Origin of the sequence: Pseudodesulfovibrio nedwellii (assembly GCF_027923765.1) — a bacterium.
GTDB lineage: Bacteria > Desulfobacterota > Desulfovibrionia > Desulfovibrionales > Desulfovibrionaceae > Pseudodesulfovibrio > Pseudodesulfovibrio nedwellii.
The window spans coordinates 1,534,072-1,552,130 of the sequence record NZ_AP026709.1 but is presented as its reverse complement, the minus strand read 5'-3'; the positions used below and the strand labels follow the sequence as shown (position 1 = coordinate 1,552,130).

Annotated in this window: 13 protein-coding genes and 1 pseudogene; 1 reads left to right on the top strand and 13 read right to left on the bottom strand. The window is 46.8% G+C overall.

Annotated elements, in window-relative coordinates:
- Positions 1-98: 98 nt before the first annotated feature.
- From SYK_RS07350 to SYK_RS17690, 6 genes and pseudogenes are all read right to left on the bottom strand, one after another.
- Positions 99-1,757: pseudogene (locus SYK_RS07350) on the bottom strand (FmdE family protein).
- Positions 1,758-1,828: 71 nt separating this feature from the next.
- Positions 1,829-2,383, bottom strand: a complete 555-nt coding sequence (locus SYK_RS07345) for a 4Fe-4S dicluster domain-containing protein (RefSeq protein WP_281762940.1) — start codon at positions 2,381-2,383, stop codon at positions 1,829-1,831.
- Positions 2,384-2,395: 12 nt separating this feature from the next.
- Entirely contained in the window at positions 2,396-4,531 is a 2,136-nt protein-coding gene (locus SYK_RS07340) for a molybdopterin-containing oxidoreductase family protein (RefSeq protein ID WP_281762939.1), read from the bottom strand.
- Between the two features lie 100 nt (positions 4,532-4,631).
- Positions 4,632-5,797, bottom strand: a protein-coding gene (locus SYK_RS07335) for an IS3 family transposase (RefSeq protein ID WP_431194121.1) whose coding sequence is annotated in 2 segments (ribosomal slippage) — positions 4,632-5,525 and positions 5,528-5,797 — 1,164 coding nt in all. Because the reading frame shifts where the segments join, the coding sequence is not laid out codon by codon here.
- 260 nt (positions 5,798-6,057) lie between these two features.
- Entirely contained in the window at positions 6,058-7,122 is a 1,065-nt protein-coding gene (gene corA / locus SYK_RS07330; RefSeq protein WP_281762937.1) for a magnesium/cobalt transporter CorA, read from the bottom strand.
- Between the two features lie 15 nt (positions 7,123-7,137).
- Entirely contained in the window at positions 7,138-7,323 is a 186-nt protein-coding gene (locus SYK_RS17690) for a lipopolysaccharide assembly protein LapA domain-containing protein (RefSeq protein WP_353618302.1), read from the bottom strand.
- A 153-nt stretch (positions 7,324-7,476) separates the two neighbouring features.
- On the opposite strand from SYK_RS17690, the gene SYK_RS07325 reads away from it, so the two are divergent.
- Positions 7,477-8,532, top strand: a complete 1,056-nt coding sequence (locus tag SYK_RS07325; RefSeq protein WP_281763249.1) for a mechanosensitive ion channel family protein — start codon at positions 7,477-7,479, stop codon at positions 8,530-8,532.
- Between the two features lie 169 nt (positions 8,533-8,701).
- Here the strand turns inward: SYK_RS07325 and SYK_RS07320 are convergent, their stop codons facing one another.
- From SYK_RS07320 to rimK, 7 genes are all read right to left on the bottom strand, one after another.
- Positions 8,702-10,870: a mechanosensitive ion channel family protein gene (locus tag SYK_RS07320; RefSeq protein ID WP_281762936.1), complete on the bottom strand. Its 2,169-nt coding sequence runs from the start codon at positions 10,868-10,870 to the stop codon at positions 8,702-8,704.
- Between the two features lie 292 nt (positions 10,871-11,162).
- Positions 11,163-12,998: an SLC13 family permease gene (locus SYK_RS07315; protein ID WP_281762935.1), complete on the bottom strand. Its 1,836-nt coding sequence runs from the start codon at positions 12,996-12,998 to the stop codon at positions 11,163-11,165.
- Positions 12,999-13,368: 370 nt separating this feature from the next.
- The gene (locus tag SYK_RS07310) at positions 13,369-14,397 is read right to left on the bottom strand and encodes an extracellular solute-binding protein (RefSeq protein WP_281762934.1); all 1,029 of its coding nucleotides are present in this window, start codon (positions 14,395-14,397) and stop codon (positions 13,369-13,371) included.
- The gene (potC, locus tag SYK_RS07305) at positions 14,394-15,161 is read right to left on the bottom strand and encodes a spermidine/putrescine ABC transporter permease PotC (RefSeq protein WP_281762933.1); all 768 of its coding nucleotides are present in this window, start codon (positions 15,159-15,161) and stop codon (positions 14,394-14,396) included. The genes SYK_RS07310 and potC overlap by 4 nt, the downstream gene beginning before the upstream one ends.
- Positions 15,158-16,012 carry a spermidine/putrescine ABC transporter permease PotB gene (gene potB, locus SYK_RS07300; protein ID WP_281762932.1) on the bottom strand — a complete coding sequence of 285 codons (855 nt, stop codon included), beginning with the start codon at positions 16,010-16,012 and terminating at the stop codon, positions 15,158-15,160. The genes potC and potB overlap by 4 nt, the downstream gene beginning before the upstream one ends.
- The gene (gene potA, locus SYK_RS07295) at positions 16,002-17,126 is read right to left on the bottom strand and encodes a spermidine/putrescine ABC transporter ATP-binding protein PotA (RefSeq protein WP_281763248.1); all 1,125 of its coding nucleotides are present in this window, start codon (positions 17,124-17,126) and stop codon (positions 16,002-16,004) included. Before potA ends, potB begins: the two co-directional genes overlap by 11 nt.
- A gap of 22 nt (positions 17,127-17,148) precedes the next feature.
- Positions 17,149-18,054, bottom strand: coding sequence for a 30S ribosomal protein S6--L-glutamate ligase (rimK, locus tag SYK_RS07290; protein ID WP_281762931.1), 906 nt, complete (start codon positions 18,052-18,054; stop codon positions 17,149-17,151).
- Positions 18,055-18,059: the final 5 nt, after the last annotated feature.

Below are 18,059 nucleotides of genomic sequence, written 5' to 3'. Positions count from 1 at the left end.
CAAAGTAGAGACTTCTGCTCCAAACGAGGAGCAGAAGTCTCATATACGCAAATCAAAACTCAGTGATTACCAGATCGTCAAGCTCCTGGAGTCCGTGGCTATTTACCAAATGAACATTTGGGGAATGTGCATGTCTTGCACTCGCGACAAAGGCCACCCTCTCCGAAATCGGCAAGCGCGGAGCGTGTGATTTCGATATTTGCCAGCAGCCTTGGCAAAAGCAAATCAAAACTCGTTGTCTTGTGGAACAATGCGCAGGCCGGAACTCCAAGGACCTGAGCCGTCCCCAGATGTCCGAGCAGCGTCATGGCGCCAGGCAATACCGGCATGCCGTACCGAATGTCTGTAACTCCGGCATCCTGTAGTCCCTTGCGGGTGACATCGTCCGGATCAACCGAAAGTCCTGCGGTGGTGATGATCAGATCGCATTCTTCATGCACCAGATCCTTCATGGCCAGACAGATGGCGTTGGCATTATCCGGTACCTTGATCGTTTTGACTACACGGCTACCAAGGCCTGCCACCTTCGCTGAGACAACTGGTTCGAATTTATCCTCGACAAGTTCGGTAAAGACCTCCGTTCCAGTGACCAAAACGCCGACACGTGCCGTGCGTAACGGATGGATTGAAAACAATGGTTCTTCATCCAGCACCTGCAAGGCTGCCTCGAAGTCCCTGATGGGCAAATACAATGGGATAGCCCGGGTCCCAGCCACCTGCGTACCCTTTTGTACAAGCGAATAGGAATGCCGGGAAGCGCACATGACATTGGGTACATGGTTGAATTGTCTCAATCGGGTTGAATCCACGACCAGCAATCCATCATGATCGGGCATAAGTTTTGATTTTCCTTCACGCGGGTCGCCTTCTACAGAGATGCCAGGGCCGGACATAAGCTTGCCAAACGTCGTCGCCGCCTTGTTCTCATGTACCCAATCATCTCCCGGGTCCTGATTATCAAGCTATATGCGACTGCGCCCCATGCGTTGCAAACGACAAACATCACCGCCAGTGAGAATTTGTCCATATTTGAACTCGGGTCCTTTGCTCACCCCGGGCTCAATACGAGTCATGTCATGCAACGCCTGGCCGCCCACGGCCTTTTCCACGGGAGTGGCAACAAGTGACGGCTCAGGCATTATATCCGTCCCCAAGTTGTCCAGATACGGAGATTCGCCCTGACAGGACCGGCAAATTGCACCAAACTGTGCAGGATACGGCTCTCCGCAAATCGGACATGGGACAACCGTGCCTTTGCTGCGTTTGATACGCTGTTCCGGCTTGACCTGAACATCGCGCATGGAGCAGATGCTGGCACCGGCTTCAAGGATTTGACGACGCAGCAATGGAGAATCCTGTTCCTGCTTCGGTTTATTTTTCAAAAGCCATGTCCGGATCTCAGAATCCAAATCAATCTTATCAAGATCCACCCAAAGACGTACTCCGTGTCCGGTAAATTTGTCGTACAGGCAGACCGAGTACAGACCAAGGTTCAAAATCTTCAACCACCCATTGCCGACCGAACAAGGAGACAGCATCTGCACGGCATCCGGCAAACACCAGGAGGTCTCGCTGAGGGCATCAAAAAGGATATCGTCCGGCAACGCCTTAATTGCGGCATCCACCATGAAACCGCCCAGGACAAGGCCCGGAGCGGCGTACCCATGAAACTGTGTCGCAGCTTCAATGAATTGATCAATTGTATATGAACCTATGGTCTCGGACGGAACGAGAAGGTGGGAGTAATCGGTAGTCATGATATCCTGAGCTGCAATGAGGTTATAGTTCGGCCAGCCAGCAATATTGCTGGCTGGCCGAGTATCCGATGTTAGGCGTTCTTTACGTATATGATGGACTGGGTACTCATTTTCTTGATCATTTTCTTGCCCCGGGCTTCGGCTTGCATCAGGAGAATTTCCTTTTCACCGAAACTGAGGGCGTCGGTCAGGCAGACATCGACACACACCGGGGTCAACCCATGAATCACGCGATCATAACAAAGGTTGCATTTGTGCGCGTAATTGTCCTCCTTGTTGAACTGGATGACATTGTACGGGCATTTTTCAATACACTCGCCGCACCCGGTACACTTTTCCTGGTCGATAAGCACGATACCGGTCTGCGGGTCCTTGGTGATGGCGTCGTATTCGCACGCCTTGGCGCAGGGAACCTTCTTGCAGTGTTGGCACATGACGACCCAAGAGTCTTCTCGCAGTTCGGGGTACGTACCTTCCAGTTTGCTCTCCACCCGGATATAGTTTGCCATGGCACCGGGCTGATCATTTTCATGGTCGATTATATTATGATGATTACGACAGGCCACGATGCAGGTTTTGCAACCGATACAGCGGTCCAAGTCCACCATTATGCTGAGTTGTCTCATTTCACATCTCCCTTACTTGTATATCTTGACACGAGTCGAGACGTGGGCCTCGCCACCGCGAAGGTCCTGTTCGTCAAGCGTGGAACCGGCATCGGCAATCAGCTCGTTGTCGTTGACCCAACTACCGCGTGATGCCACCTTGCCTACCGTTTGGCCAAATCCGTGAATGATACCCGCACAACCGGGAATGATCCTTTCGGTCAACATCACCGGAATTTCAACCGACCCGGTGCTGGACTCCATGGTCACGGTGTCCCCGTCGGCCACGCCAAGCTTCTTGGCGTCAATGGGGTTCAGAAGGCAGGGGTTGGCGTCCAGGCCGGACACGGGGTCACGGAGCTGGGCATTGTTCTGGGACCACGCGCCAGTATTATTCAGGAAAATAGTCCTGAAATTGACGAGAATGAACGGGAAATCCTTTTCGCCACGGCGGTATTCCTGCGGCAGTTCAGGGCTGGGCCAATCCTGGCCGATATCCTTGTACATCTGCCATTCCAACTCGATCTTACCGGAAGGCGTGTCAAACTTGCCCTTATCCTCGTATTTACGGAACCCTACGGCACCGGGTGACCAGATGCCGCCGTTTTCCTGCAATTCTTTTACGGACATGTCCACACCCGACAACTCGATGTCGTAGTATTCAACATCATCCTTAAAAGCGAAGTATTCGGGGAACATACGTTGTCCGAGCTCAATAAACACTCGGTTGGCATGGCGGGCTTCACCAATGGGTTCGACCACGGGTTGGCACAACGCGGCACAATGACCAAAATTGTACCACCACGGCATGTAAAGGAGTTCCCACCGCTCAAAGTTGGTCTGGTCGGGGAGGACCAAGTCGGCCCACTTCATGGTTTCCGAAGGCATAATTTCGGTGACCACGAGCAGTTCGAGCATGTAATCGTCGTTGTCATCCTTCATGGTCACGGCTTTGCGCCATTCGCCGGACCCCATTTCAGACAAGGCCGGGTTGCACTCGGAGGCAAAGAAGACCTTGAGAGTGCCGTCCTTGATGGCCTGGGCCGCATACCATGTCGGTTGCAGGAAGAAGTTGTAATTATCAAATTTTTCCCGATTGTTGCCGGAACGGTGGTATCCAAGCTCCGTGACGTCCGGTGCCGGGGGAACAGGCTCTACCGGTGCCATGGGTGCGATTTCCGGAAGCGGCTGACCGCCGGGATTGTCCAGGTTGCCAGTGATGACCAGGAAGAGACACCAGGCGTGTCCCCAATCCATGGCGTTGCCGTACATGATGGACTTGAAAGCGTCGATGCAGGCGCTGGGGGCTTCGGCTGCCATCTTGGCGAGCTTGATGATGTCTGCGGCGGGCACGTCGCAAATTTTGCTCATTGCTTCCGGTGTCTTGTCCTGGATATAGGCCATCAGATTGTCCATATCCCCTTCGCGCACCCACTTGTCGCAGAACTCCTTGTCGTACAAGTCGTTCGTCAACAAGTAATGGCACACGCCCAAGAACAAGGATGCATCGCCGCCGGGCTTGATGGGAATCCACCAGTCCGCCTTGGCTGCCTCGGGTCGGAATATGGGATCGATGACGATGAGCTTGGCGCCACGTTCTTTGGCGTCGAGAATGTACTTGGGAACGGCGGCATCATCCAAGCAGCCAAAGGGATGGCGGCCCGACAAGATCATAAGTCCGCCCTTAGGGACTGTATGGTACATGGGAGCTATATGATGATTGGGAAAACAACCGAACGTATGCATCATGGCCATGATCTTTCCAGAATCGCAATGAGGCAGACCTGTGGAAATAAAACCACCGGCGGCATTCACGAATCTCCACTTGGGATCGGTCACGGAATGAGGGAACATGGAGTAGGTGAATTTATGAGCCTCGCCGCGTTCATGCAGTTCGGTCAACTTCTTTTCCATGATGCCCATGGCCTCTTCCCAGGAAATACGCTCAAACTTTCCGCTACCGCGTTCGCCGACGCGCTTCATTGGAAACTTCAGACGCTCGGAGGAATAGAGCGAAGTGATACCAGCCATTCCCTTGACGCAAGCCTTGTCGCGTCCCTGGGGATTACCCTTCACTTCCTTGACCACACCGTTTTCTACTCGCGCCAGAATGGCGCACTCGGCTTTGCACTGATAGCAGATAGTCGGAATCCACCCATCTTCATACATAACGTTCTCCTGTTGTTGTCAAAGAAAACATGTTGCTTAAGAAGTGGTTCCGGTTGTTCGGACAGTTCGGCAGCAAGGTTAAGGTGGAGCTCGGTTCTCCTTACGCTGCCTGACGGGCTCCCCATTCCTGGGGGGCTAGCCCCCCAGGAATGGGGGAGTCCAAATATATCTCCATTGGTCGCTTTCCGTCAAAGGTCGAATGCGGACGTTGCCAGTTATAGAATCTAAACCATCTCGCAAGCTCGTTTCGAGCCTGACTGCCAGTCTCCAATTCCCGCAGATAAACACATTCATATTTCAAGCTACGCCACAGTCGTTCGATCATGACGTTGTCCATCCAACGGCCTTTGCCATCCATGGAAATGCGGATTCCTGCCTCCTTAAGAGACCTTGTAAAGTCATAGCTCGTAAATTGTGAACCTTGATCCGTGTTGAAGATTTCAGGTACGCCATAGCGAGTAATCGCGTCTTCCAAGGCTGAAACACAAAAATCGGTGTCCATGGTGTTGGAAAGTCGCCAAGACAAGACCGCACGACTGTGCCAATCCATAATCGCCACAAGATACAAAAATCCACGCTTCATCGGAATGTATGTAATATCTGTGCACCAAACCTGATTCGGACGATCAACCCGAAGCCCACGTAAAAGATACGGATAAATCTTATGCTCAGGGTGTGGGATTGTCGTCCTTGGCTTTTGGTAGACCGCAGAAAGTCCCATTTTACGCATGAGACGTTGAATTCTACGACGACCAACCACATAGCCAGAATTGACCATATGCCGTTTCATCTGACGACTTCCAAAGAAAGGCGTTTCCATGAATTGCTCATCAATCAACCGCATCAACTGCAGGTTGAACGCACTTTCTCCTTTCGGCGTGTAATAAAACGTCGATCGCAACATGCCTAGCACGAAACATTGTCGGGATATACTGAGCGATGGATGATACTTATCGACCATCCGCCGCCTTCGTTCACAGCTCACTTCCGAGCGAAGGCCTTTTGTAAAAAATCATTCTCAATTGTTAGCTGGCCAATCTTAGCGTGCAGATCCTTGAGCTCGTCCTCGCTATTTGTTTGGCGAGACTTTGCCTTGCCGGAAAAGCCGTCAACAATCTGATCTTTGGCCTGTCGCTTCCAGGTCGAGACTTGATTGGGATGGATCTTGTACTTGCTGGCCAGCTCTGAAAGCGTCAATTCGCCGGATAATGCATCAAGCGCAACACGGGCCTTGAACTCTGCTGAAAAACGTCTTCTCTTGGACATGGTTTGAAGTCCTCCTCGTCGGTGAACTCCACCTTAACAACCTGTCCAAAAAACCGCACCCACCTCTCTTTGCTGAAAAACGTCTTCTCTAAAACATGGTTTGAAATCCTTCTCGTTGGTGAACATGACCTTAACAACTTGTCTAAAAACCGCACCCACCTCAAGTTCACCGAGCGGAAGTTTCTACTCGTAGGTGGAACAAAGAATGAAGGCTTTACAAGGTGTCACTGTTAAGAGCAAAAGCGATGTCTCATTTGTAGCTATATCCATCTTCTTTTTTTGAAGTATAGTAACATTGTTATTGCTACAGCCACCATGAGGGACAGGAGGACATAATAGCCATACTTATAATGCAACTCCGGAATAACGTCGAAATTCATTCCATATATTCCCGCGAGAAAGGTTAAGGGGATGAAGATAGTTGCAAAGATTGTTAGAAACTGCATTATTTCATTTAATCTGTTTCCCATGACCATGTTATATGTGGTGATATGGGAGGCGAGCATCTCTTTGTAAATTTCTGCGGAGTCGACAGACAGTTCTGTGATGTCGGATAAATCTTTCAAGAATGGTAAGATTTCTGTACTAATTATGTCAGATTCAAGTTTGTTGATTTTGGAAATGATTTCCTTTGTAGGGCGTACAGCCTTTCGCACATAGGCCATCTCTCGCCTATACAAGTTTATTTCTTCTAAAAGATCTGGCTCAGGGTTTCCAAAAACTTCATCTTCCATTTCCTCGATTCTTTCACCCATTTTTTCAATTACTTTCAAGTAATTTTCTAAAATGCAGTCGATGAGAGTGTAGAGTAAATAATCCGGGCCGAGTTTTCTGAGTCTCCCTCCTTGTCTTTTGATTCTTTCCCGAACCGGTTCGAAAACATCACCCGGTTGTTCCTGAAAGGTGATTAAATAATTTTTTGCAAGGACTGCACTGAGTTGTTCGGCTCTCACTGTGGTTTCGTCTTCGTCGAGGAGAAGCATTTTCATGGAAATGAAAATATGGTTTGGGTATTCTTCGATTTTTGGTCTTTGTCCTGTATTCAGGATGTCTTCAAGTACCATCGATGGTATGTTGAAATTATCGCCCACACGTTTAATGATTTCTATTTCATGTAGGCCATCTATATTGATCCAGCTTGTCGTTGCGGTTGTTTTTGCACAGGTAGCATCATCAATGGTTTGAATGAATTCATCCCGTATCATTCCCATGTCGTAATCAATGATGCGTAGACGAGGTGTTTCGGTTTTTTGTCGTCCGATGAAGATGAGTGATCCCGGTGGCATACCTGACTTTTTGTCAAATTTCTTAAGAAAGCGTGCCATGCTATTTCTCCTTAATCATTCGTTGATTGAGTATGATCTTTTTGTCTGTGCGAGCAGGTATCCAATAATAATGCCTATACTCAATGCTGCGAAGAGTAAAAGGGCGCGTGGAGTCGATATGGTCCAAAAAAGGAAAGAGACTTCTACTTGTTGTATGTTTTGAAAAATGAACAGGAGAAATAAAGCCAGTAATGCTAACATGCTAAATGTTTTTGTTTTTCCCCATAAGTTTTGAGTCGTTTTGGGTGACTGCATTGGAACTCCTGAAGTTATAATACTTCTTTCGTGCGAGCGTTCGCTATAAGTGATAATTATAATATTTTATTTAACATAAAAGGGGGCGACGTGGATACAATGAGTTTCTTAGTATGGGTTGCGAGGATCGGATTAGCAATTACCATTCTCGCAGGGGCAATTTGGGGATGGTCTTCAATTCGAAAAATGAAGGACTCCAATGTAGGTCTAAGGGACTCATTTGTTTGTTCCTTGAAGAAAAAAGGGCAGTTATTGATTCCTTTCGTCTGTGTTACGTTGATTGTTGTAGTGCTTGTGCCCATTGCTGGTATAGATGGAAAGATATCGGTAGCTGTCAATAAAATTTTGGATATTCTTCTGATATTATTGGCTGGTTGGGCGGGGACAATGATTGTTTCCCTGGTTTCCGAAATGGCCCAATGCCGATATGACATCAACGTGAAGGATAATTTAGCGGCTCGACAGGTCCATACAAAAGTCAAAGTTCTTCAAAGAATTGTTGTCGTTCTTATTTGGTTACTGACTATTGCTGGTATATTAATGCTTTTTGATCAATTCAGGATGCTTGGAAGCACACTGCTAGCCTCTGCCGGCGTTGTGAGTATTGTATTAGGCTTTTCCGCCCAGAAAACATTTGGAGCAATGGTCGCAGGGTTACAGATCGCCCTTTCACATCCAATAAATCTGGATGATGTGGTCATAGTGGAAGGCGAATGGGGTCGGATTGAGGAAATAACATTCACTTATGTGGTTGTAAAAACTTGGGATTTAAGAAGAATTGTTGTTCCAATGACATATTTTCTGGAGACACCGTTTCAGAACTGGACAAAAAAGAATGCCGACATAATAGGATCTATTTTTATCCATGTAGACTATACTTGTCCGTTGGGTCCTTTGCGTGAAGAATTGAACCGTCTTTGCATTAAGTCAAAGCCCCTTTGGGATGGCAAAACTTGTGTTCTACAGGTAACAGATGCCGGCCCTGAAACGCTTACACTGCGTGCGATTGTTAGTTCTCCTGACGCCTCCTCCGCATGGGATTTGCGCTGTCAACTCAGGGAAGCGCTTGTTGAATTCCTACGCATGCATTATCCTGAAAGTTTGCCGAAACATCGGGTGTCAGTGCAGTCTGGATTGGATGTTGTTACTGAGTAGCTTTGCAGTGATGAAGTCTGATAAGCTTAACAAATAACTTACTCCAGAGAAGATCGACATGGAGGGGCGTTGTTTTTGCCTGTTCCTTGTCTCTTTATGATAGAAGTTAACTACTTCGCATATAAGGATTTGTTCTGTTTTTTCCAGTCGTTATTAGGAAAAAATTGAGTCAGTTATTTCCTAGTTTTTTTGCCAAATGGTCTGCAAGTGCTGGTGCCGTTTTAAAATGGATATCCATTTGAGGGAATGCTATTTCGATTCCCTCTTTGCGGAAAGCTTCATCGATGGCAAAGCGAAGTTCGGATGTCGCACGAATCGTATGGTCTATGTCATCAATCCAGACTCTCAAGATAAAATCCAGGCTGCTTGAACCAAAGGCACTAAAGAGTACTTGGGCGCTAGGTGATTTTAGGACGTTGAGGTGTTCATCTGCGACCCGAGCGAGTGTCTGACTCACTTTTTCCGTGTCGGAGCCGTAAGCAACACCTACGAGAATATCACGTCTCAAAGACGGGTTGTTTTTTGTCCAGTTTGTTAACTGGGTTGAAACAAGGTCTGAGTTTGGGATCATGATGACTGCATTTTCAAAAGTTTCGACCACAGTCGTACGAATGTTGATTTTTTTCACGGTACACCAGAGACCATTCATCTCAATGATATCTCCTTGCTGGATTGATCTACCAAAAAGAAGAATAAGCCCACTAATGAAATTGTTGACGACATTTTGCATTCCGAAGCCGATTCCGACGCTGAGTCCACCTGCAATTACCGTGATACTGGTTAAACTGACGCCAATGATACGCATTGCCAACATCGTAAATAGAGACCAGACGGCATAGGTTGCCAATGTTTGAATCGAAGGGACGGCTCCTCTTTTAGCTTTTTGCCAACGGCTACCGACAAATTCGATGGAGACATTGAAAGCGGAGAGACTATGTTTGGTAAGAAAGAACAGTATGAAGAGTGTAAGAATACTTTTAAGGAAAATTGTATAATCGCCAAGGGCAATTTGAGAATTCAATATGGTGCTGACAGTATTCTCTCCGAAGAAATCTACAAACCATAAGTAAGGTAGTGTGAAGGCCCCAGCCCACCCTAATGGGACTAATAGCCCTTTGGAGAGGCCCTTTTGAATTTTTGTGCTTTTTTCTGTCCCTTGAAAAATAATTTGTGACCAAAGTGTTCCTAACGCCACCACAAAAATGCCCAGACACCATATAATAGTGAACAGACATGCAAGTCTTCCGTAACCCAAAACGGCTAGCGCAAAGAGGGGGGTTAAGGCTCCGCCACGCATAGCAGTTACTGTAACGGGCTGCTTCTTTTTTTTCCAAGTAAGTATGGAGTCTTTACTCCATAGAATGGTAATTACGACCAGAAATACAAGTGTTATACTGCGACTTGGCAAACCTTGGGTTAGGAGTTGGGTGCTGACAATAAAAAGCGACGCGAATCGTGAATAGCCATATGAACTCAAGTGTTTATCAGTATTCATATGTTTAGAGAGCTTGAGGATACTGAGCAGGAAAACACCAGCCCCCAGTGCTGCCAAGGACTCCATACTGGTTGGAAAGGTAATGCGAGTTACCAGAAACAGGGATAGGCCGGTTGTTGCCAGTACGAAATAGAATTGAGAGCGTATGGCAGAGCTCTCTTTGTCTACCTTTACGTGTATATATTTTTTAAAGAATCTTTTTGTCGTTATGCCCATGGTCACAAGGATCATGAATAAAAAAAGGAATCTGGCGGCATTGTTTATGATGGCTGCTGTCGCATCTTTGAGTCCTGAGGCCTTAAGCGTTAGCCAACTCCCGCTGGGGAAAACTTCATTCCAATACTCTAAACTGAAAATAGGCGTTTTCCCGGTTAGGAAATACTGTTTCCACAGTTCATAAAGGGATTTTTTACCTTTTTGAATTTTGTCAATCCGCCCAAGTAATTGATTTGATTTGCGGAGTAGGGATTCTAATTGGGCTAACTGCTTACCTGACTCAGTCTGAATGTGATGTGCTCTTTTCCATACATCGTCAAACTGTCTGAACAACGATGGTGTTGCCTTTTTGGTGTCTGATGTCAGTTGTTCATATGCCTGGAAGAGGTCTACCCTTATTGATACAGCGTCAGTCTCACTTGTAAGATCCTCAACCAGATTGGAATTCTTATTACTAAGATAAGTTAGGGTTGTTTCAAAGTGTTTGCGCTCCAAAGGGGATCCGCTTGAGGTGTTTCTGGAAATGAATAGTTGTTGGTAATTGTCGAAAAGATTGTTCAGCTTGAGTTTTGCATTGTCGATCTGGGCTGCTGTGCGTTTAATTGCCGCTTGTTCTTCTGCTATCATGACAGAGAATTTTTCTATACGGTGGCGAAGATCCTCATGATTTTGTTGCTCTACACTGAGTGCAACTCCTCCCAATGTAAATGTTATTAGACAGAATAGTATGGTGGTGATGAATAGATTCTTTATGAAATGATTCATTGGCAGATTCCCGATTTTTATGGCTACATTAAAATATGAATTTATTCTGTGAAGTCGTTTGTATAAAACATTTTTTATTATTCTAAGGATAACGTTTTATTCCTGTGCTAGCCTAATTTTTTTTACGGTTTCTTTGTTGATGGGCGTCGCTAGGTTATAAGAATTGAATAGGCAACAGAAAAGAGAGTGTTGCCCACATAATGATTACAAGGGGGATGCCAACTTTGAGGAAGTCCGTAAATGAATATTCGCCAGCATTCATGACGAGCAGGTTCGTTTTGTAAGCCATGGGAGTCGCAAAGCTCATGTTAGCACCAAAAAGGACCGCAAGGACAAAAGGCTCCGCTGATTGCCCCATTTGGTTTGCAATGGATATGGCTATGGGGGTTCCGATGACTGCTGTGGCATTGTTGGAGATGATATTCGTGAAGATTGCCATAAGCAACATCAGGCCGCTAATAACCAAAGGTGGTGAGGCATGTCCTGCCATAACCACAAAAACTGAACCGAGATATTCTGCGCCGCCCGTCGTAAGCATTGCAGTTCCAAGAGCTAGGCTCGTTACGACAATCAGGATGACTTGTGCACTGAGTGCCCGAGTTGCATCCCGCCAGTCGAGACAACCAGTCATAATCATTAACAATGCTCCGCAGGGGGCACTAATGGCAATGGGGAGTACTCCAAGGGCTGCGGTCATAATTATGGCGAGCATGAGGCCCATAGCTATAGGTGCTTTTTTTGAATATGGAAGGTCTACGGTTGAATCGAGAACAAGAACATCATTACTTTTCTTGAGATTTGTAATGTTACTGCGTGGTCCTTGGATGAGAAGAATATCACCAACGCGTAATCTGATTTCGCCAATTTTATCCTCTATTCGTTTGAAGCGTTTTCCAGATCGGTGCAGGGCAAGAGGCATCAAGCCATATCGGTCGAAAAATCTGAAATTGTTCAATGTGGTGGAGTTAAGTTGTGATCCTTGAAAAATGGCGACCTCTGCAATTTGTTGGTCACTATCATGCAAGGGATTGTTTTCATCGACAGGTGAATCTTCTGACCCTACGGGATACAATGTACCATGAAGAACTGTTTCAAATTCTTTAAGATTTTCCGGCGTGTCATTAATAACTAAATGATCACCGGGCATGAGAAGTACATCGGGAAGCTGCATAATACTATTCCCTTCACCTCGTTCCAGCCCCATGATTTTCATTTTCCCATCGGTCAGCTCAAGGGCCTTGATCAGTGCTTTCCCATTGATTGGGCTTTCTTCCGTAACCGCAAGATGTGCAGTGAAAATTCGGGCCGACGAGTCACTAATAGCGATTTTGCGTTTGGGCAAAAGACGAGGCGCAATAAGCCAAAGATAAAGGATGCCTATGCTGCCAGCCAGAACTGCGGGGACAGCGAAGTCAAACATACTAAATTTCTTTAGTCCCATTTCCGTTGCTACAGCTACTACGAGCAGATTGGTTGACGTTCCAATAGTTGTGCTGGTCCCTCCAAGTAAGGTCGAAAACCCCATTGGCATTAGGATCGGTGTTGCTGATTCTCCGGTTTTTAAAGAGACGCTTATCAACACAGGAAGCAATAATACGACAACAGGAACATTGTTGATGAAAGCACTGATGAATGCGCCGAGCAACAATGTTAGCAGCAACGATAACGTCGGACTGAGCCGCCAAAGTTTAGCAAGTATTCGTCCGATTGGGTCAAGGGCACCTGTGCGTAATATCCCTTGTCCCGCGATCATCAGAGAGCACACCGCGATCAATGCTTCATTACCAAAACCCATGAAGAAATCCACGGCATGAAAGGTCTTTTCATCAGTCTGATACGGGAAGATTTCAAACCCAACAGCAAGAGAAATAAGGATAAATAGGCTTGAGGACTCAAGTGATATTTTCTCACGGCTAAAAAGAATGAGAGCAATTGCTGTCAAAATAAGAACAGCCAAGGCATGTGAGTTTGGCGGGGGTGGGAAAATCATGATATGGATTCCTTATGGAAAGGGCTGTTTTTATTGTGGAGTCTATCCGTCTATCTGTTTTATATCATTTATTACAGGAATTTTTCTTGAAGAAAAATGGTTTAAAGGTTTTTTTTAGTCTTTAATTCATCTTTTGCTGCTCGTTATTCGTTATCCATATATTATTTATAGGTATGCTAGTTTAATTTAGCTTTGAAAAACAGTCAGTAGAATTAACAAGGCGTTAAAGTCAGCCGTTGACAGGATCTTGTACAGGAAAAGGATGCACTTCTTTTTAGAAGTACATCCTTTTTTACGGTGCGAAGAATGAATTTGAGTGGTCTACGATGCTCATCGTTAGATGGTACAAATGAACATGAATATGAGCCGATTAGTTTGTCTTCAGTTTGACCCAATAATCATTATACATCTTCAGAGCTTCCCCTAAATAGTCTTGGAATTCACCGTGTTGGATTTCTGCTTCGGTCGGGTACACGATGGGATTGGTGCGTATTTCTTCGGGAATAAGGTCCATGGCTTTAGCGTTGGGTGTGGAGTAACCCATTTCCGTGCTGAGAGCGGCGGCCACGTCTGGGCGGAGTAAATAGTTCAAGAAGGCATGAGCTTCGTCAAGATTCTTGGCACCCTTGGGAATGCACAAGGAATCCATCCAAAGACTGAATCCTTCGGGGGGATATATGTATTGGATATTTGGGTTTTCGGTGTTGGCGATATACGCTTCTCCGTTCCATACAACGCCAACGGAAACTTCGTCAGATAAAAGTGCTTGTTTGGGAGAGTCCGAATCAAACGCGCGAACTCGGGGGAAGAGGATCTTTAATTTTTGATATGCTTCTTCAAGGTGTGCCGGGTCGGTTTCATTGACAGAGTATCCGAGTAGTTTCAAGGCGACAGAAAAAACATCCCGCATATCATTGGGAAGGATGAGTCTTCCATCCATTTCCGGTTTCCAAAGGTCGGCAATACTTTCGATAGCTGCGGAACCGAGTGTGCCGGTGTTTACAATGATGGATGTGGACCCCCACATATACGGTACGGAAAAGGTGTTGTCAGGGTCGAATGGCTGATCCACGAACGCAGAGGAAAGGTTTGTGAAATTGGATAGTTTTGACTTGTCGAGTGGGAGCAGGAGGTTTTCTCTGCGCATCAGGCCTACATAGTCCGAAGACGGAACGATCAAATCATAGCCTTGGCCTGCCAGTTTGATCTTTGTGAGCATCGCTTCATTGCTGTCGTAGTTTGATATGTGAACTTTAATACCGGTTTCTTGGGTGAAATTTTCCACAATTTCATCCGGGAGGTATTCGGACCAAATATAAAGGAAAAGTTCTTCATTTTCTGCATAGGATGGAGCGGAACAAAGGACAATAAAAACGAGTGCAAATAAGAATTTTTTCATCTTTTCTCCTTGAGCAGTCGCCGAGACAGGAAGACTGCGACTACGGTTATGACAATCATCACCACGCTGAGCGCGTTGACGTCGGGTTTGATCCCCAGACGAACCATGGAGTAGATTCGTAAAGGCAGGACTTCATAAGTTGGGCCGGTTGTGAAAAAGCTAATGATAACATCATCTAGCGACAGGGTGAAACTGAGCAGCCATCCGGCAACAAAGCCCGGTATGGCCATGGGGAGAATTATACGGCTAAAAACTTGATACTCATTGGCCCCGAGATCTTTGGCCGCTTCGATAACAGAGATATCAAAGCCTTCGAAGCGAGAGTACACGGTCGCTGCGACAAATGGGACGCAGAGAGTTACATGCCCCATCAGAAGCGTCCAGAAGCCAAGAGTAAAACCTGCAGCGAGGAAGAGGACAAGCAGGGATATGCCGATGACGATGTCGGGCGACATCATCATTACGAAAAGGCTACCCAATATCGCTTTACGCCCTCGAAAGCGATATTGATGTAGCATGAAGGCTGTCAGTGTACCGATTATACAGGCAATGGTCGCCGAGAGTATGGCAATGGTCAGGGAACGAAGTGCGGCATCGAACAGGTTAGTGTTGGTCAGTAGTTTTCCGTACCATTTGAGCGTGAAGCCTTTCCACGTCAGAGAGTACTTCGACGCATTGAACGAATAGAATGCCATGACTGCCAGCGGAAGATAGAGGAAGAGATAGATGAGCCACGCATATACGGATTTGAGGAATTGCATCATGGCCGTATTGTCCTTCCCGAATTTTTGAGGCTTCTATAGTACGTTAACAGCATGAGGCCCATAATAAGAGTTAGGGCAACGCTTGCGGCAGCGCCCATTGGAATATCTTGTGAGGTAAGGAATTGATCTCGAATGTAATTGCCAAGAAGCATGGTTCGTGCGCCTCCCAGAATGTCCGGAATATAGAACATGCCGAGGGCGGGTAGGAAGACCAGCATACACCCGGAAATAATGCCTGGCATGGTCAGGGGGATGGTGACCTTTCGAAATGATTTCCAGCGATTTGCGCCGAGGTCCCTTGATGCTTCAAGTAATCTGAAATCAAGTTTCTCAATGGCTGCATATAGTGGGAGAATCATGAATGGGAGTAGAGTATAGATGAGTCCTATGAAAACGGCGGTCTGAGTATACATGATTTTCAGGGGGGTATCGATCAGCCCCAGAAACATGAGAGTCTTGTTCAGGACTCCATCAGCCTTGAGAACTGCCACCAGAGCGTAGGTGCGGATGAGCGTATTGGTCCAGAAAGGGATCATGACGAGCAAAAGCATCCTTCGACTGTGCCGTTTTTCAGCTCGGGCAATAATGTAGGCAAAAGGATACCCAATAAGAAGGCAAAGAAGCATTGCCGAGGCTGCCATGAAGAGCGATTTGATAACCATTGTGCCTATAGTGGGATCGGCCAAACGGATATAACTGCTCAAGTTGAAGCTTGGTTTGATCAGGTTAGACGTATGACTCTTGAGGAAGCTGACACCCGTGAGCATGAGGGTAGGAATAGCTCCAAAAATGGCTATCCATCCAATCGTTCCCCATATGACAAGGTTCTTGAAAAAATGGTTATCCTTCATGGGGCAATACTACCTCCCAGCCTTCAAACCAACCCACTGCAACACGGTCTCCCTGATTGAAATAGAGAGACTCGCTGTCTTCATCGAAAAACTCCGTTACAAGAATTCGTTTTCCGTCATTCAGGATGATGTCGACGTCGTAGGTCGCACCTTTGTAATAGGTGGATTCCACTGTCCCCTTAAGAAGAGCCTTGGCGAATTTCTTTGCTAGCGTTGACGATTCTTCAAGATCGTGCATGACTTCGATCCGAAAATCCTCAGGCCGAAGCAGCACATGTACGGGGTCGCCTATGGCGAAATCCCGTTTCGATTTGACGATCACGGATACATTCTCAACATCAGCTACATAGTGGCTTTCGCCGCGACCTGTAATGATACCATCCAGCACGTTTATTTCGCCGACGAAGCTGGCTATGTAGAGATTGGCAGGTTCTTCATAAATGGCGCGTGGTGAGTCGACTTGTACAATTTGACCATGATCCATGACAACCACGCGGTCAGACATGGTGAAGGCTTCTTCCTGGTCATGAGTCACAAGGATGAAGGTGATACCAAGAGTTTGCTGGAGTTCCTTCAATTCTTTTTGCATTTGTTTACGCAAGCGGTAGTCCAAAGCTGAAAGAGGTTCGTCCAGCAAGAGAACCCGAGGCTTATTGACGATTGCACGGGCAATGGCAACCCGTTGCTGTTGGCCGCCAGACAGCTCAGCGGGCATCTTGTGTCGAGTGTTTTCAAGACGAACCAGCTTGAGAGCATCAAGTACAGCTTTGGATATTTCAGAATTTGTTTTTCCCGCTATACGAAGCCCAAAGGCGATATTGTCGAATACGGTCATGTGGGGGAATAGGGCGTAACTTTGGAACACCGTGTTCACGGCACGATTTTCGGGCGGAACTCCTGTGGCAGACTGTCCGTCGATGTGTATTTCACCGCTGTCACACGTTTCAAAGCCGCCAACGATGCGTAGGAGAGTGGTCTTGCCACATCCTGATGGACCGAGCAGGGTCAGAAATTCTCCATCTCGAACGGAAAGGGTGAAGTCTTTGAGAGCGATATCTCCATCAAAGGATTTGTTAATACCAGATATAGTCACAACATTTTTTTTCATGATCAGCCTCGTCTTCCGGCCTTGCGGCCTACCCTTTGCCTCGGGTTTTGTTGCCGCCTGATTTGGCATTCTTCTCGATAAATTCGATGATCTTGGCCGCAAGGTTTTTCCCTGTGACAGTCTCAATACCTTCAAGTCCAGGAGATGAGTTGACCTCCATAACCACCGGACCGTGGTTTGTTCTGAGCAGGTCGACGCCACATACATTAAGCCCCATTATTTTGGCTGCTCTAACGGCTGTTGAACGTTCTTCTGGAGTGATCTTGACTGTGGATGCTGATCCGCCTCTATGGAGGTTGGAGCGAAATTCTCCGGCCGGAGCTTTTCGTTGCATGGATGCGACAATTTTGCCTCCAATGACGATGCAGCGGATGTCTTTCCCTTTTGATTCCTTGATGTATTCCTGAACCAAAATATTGGCCTTCACACCCTGAAAAGCTTCAATAACGCTTTTGGCTGCTTGATTGTTTTCTGCCAGGACAACGCCGATACCCTGTGTGCCTTCAAGTAGTTTGACAACAAGTGGAGCACCTCCGACCATCTTGATGAGGTCGTCAGTGAATTTTGTAGAGTTTGCAAAGCCGGTCACGGGGAGGCCGATGCCTTTGCGTGATAGGAGTTGCATGCTGCGTAATTTGTCTCTGGATCGGGTAATGGCCACCGATTCGTTTAGGTTATATACGCCCATCATCTCAAATTGCCGCGCTACGGCTGTGCCGTAAAATGTAATGGATGCACCAATGCGAGGGATGATCGCATCAATATCAGACAGGTCTTCTCCTTTGTAATGAATAGTCGGGTTGTGGGAGGCAATATTCATGTAGCAGCGCAATGGGTTGATGACGTGCATGTCGTGCCCGTTGGCAACACCTGCTTCCACTAGAGCATTCGTGGAGTACAGGTTTTTTTTTCTCGAAAGGATTGCTATTTTCATTCTGT

Excerpts from the sequence above, each read along its gene's own strand:
- SYK_RS07345 (WP_281762940.1), bottom strand. The coding sequence starts at position 2,383 with ATGAGACAACTCAGCATAATGGTGGACTTGGACCGCTGTATCGGTTGC.
- SYK_RS07340 (WP_281762939.1), bottom strand. The coding sequence starts at position 4,531 with ATGTATGAAGATGGGTGGATTCCGACTATCTGCTATCAGTGCAAAGCC.
- corA (WP_281762937.1), bottom strand. The coding sequence starts at position 7,122 with ATGGCACGCTTTCTTAAGAAATTTGACAAAAAGTCAGGTATGCCACCG.
- SYK_RS17690 (WP_353618302.1), bottom strand. The coding sequence starts at position 7,323 with ATGTTAGCATTACTGGCTTTATTTCTCCTGTTCATTTTTCAAAACATA.
- SYK_RS07325 (WP_281763249.1), top strand. The coding sequence starts at position 7,477 with ATGAGTTTCTTAGTATGGGTTGCGAGGATCGGATTAGCAATTACCATT.
- SYK_RS07320 (WP_281762936.1), bottom strand. The coding sequence starts at position 10,870 with ATGATAGCAGAAGAACAAGCGGCAATTAAACGCACAGCAGCCCAGATC.
- SYK_RS07315 (WP_281762935.1), bottom strand. The coding sequence starts at position 12,998 with ATGATTTTCCCACCCCCGCCAAACTCACATGCCTTGGCTGTTCTTATT.
- SYK_RS07310 (WP_281762934.1), bottom strand. The coding sequence starts at position 14,397 with ATGAAAAAATTCTTATTTGCACTCGTTTTTATTGTCCTTTGTTCCGCT.
- potC (WP_281762933.1), bottom strand. The coding sequence starts at position 15,161 with ATGATGCAATTCCTCAAATCCGTATATGCGTGGCTCATCTATCTCTTC.
- potB (WP_281762932.1), bottom strand. The coding sequence starts at position 16,012 with ATGAAGGATAACCATTTTTTCAAGAACCTTGTCATATGGGGAACGATT.
- rimK (WP_281762931.1), bottom strand. The coding sequence starts at position 18,054 with ATGAAAATAGCAATCCTTTCGAGAAAAAAAAACCTGTACTCCACGAAT.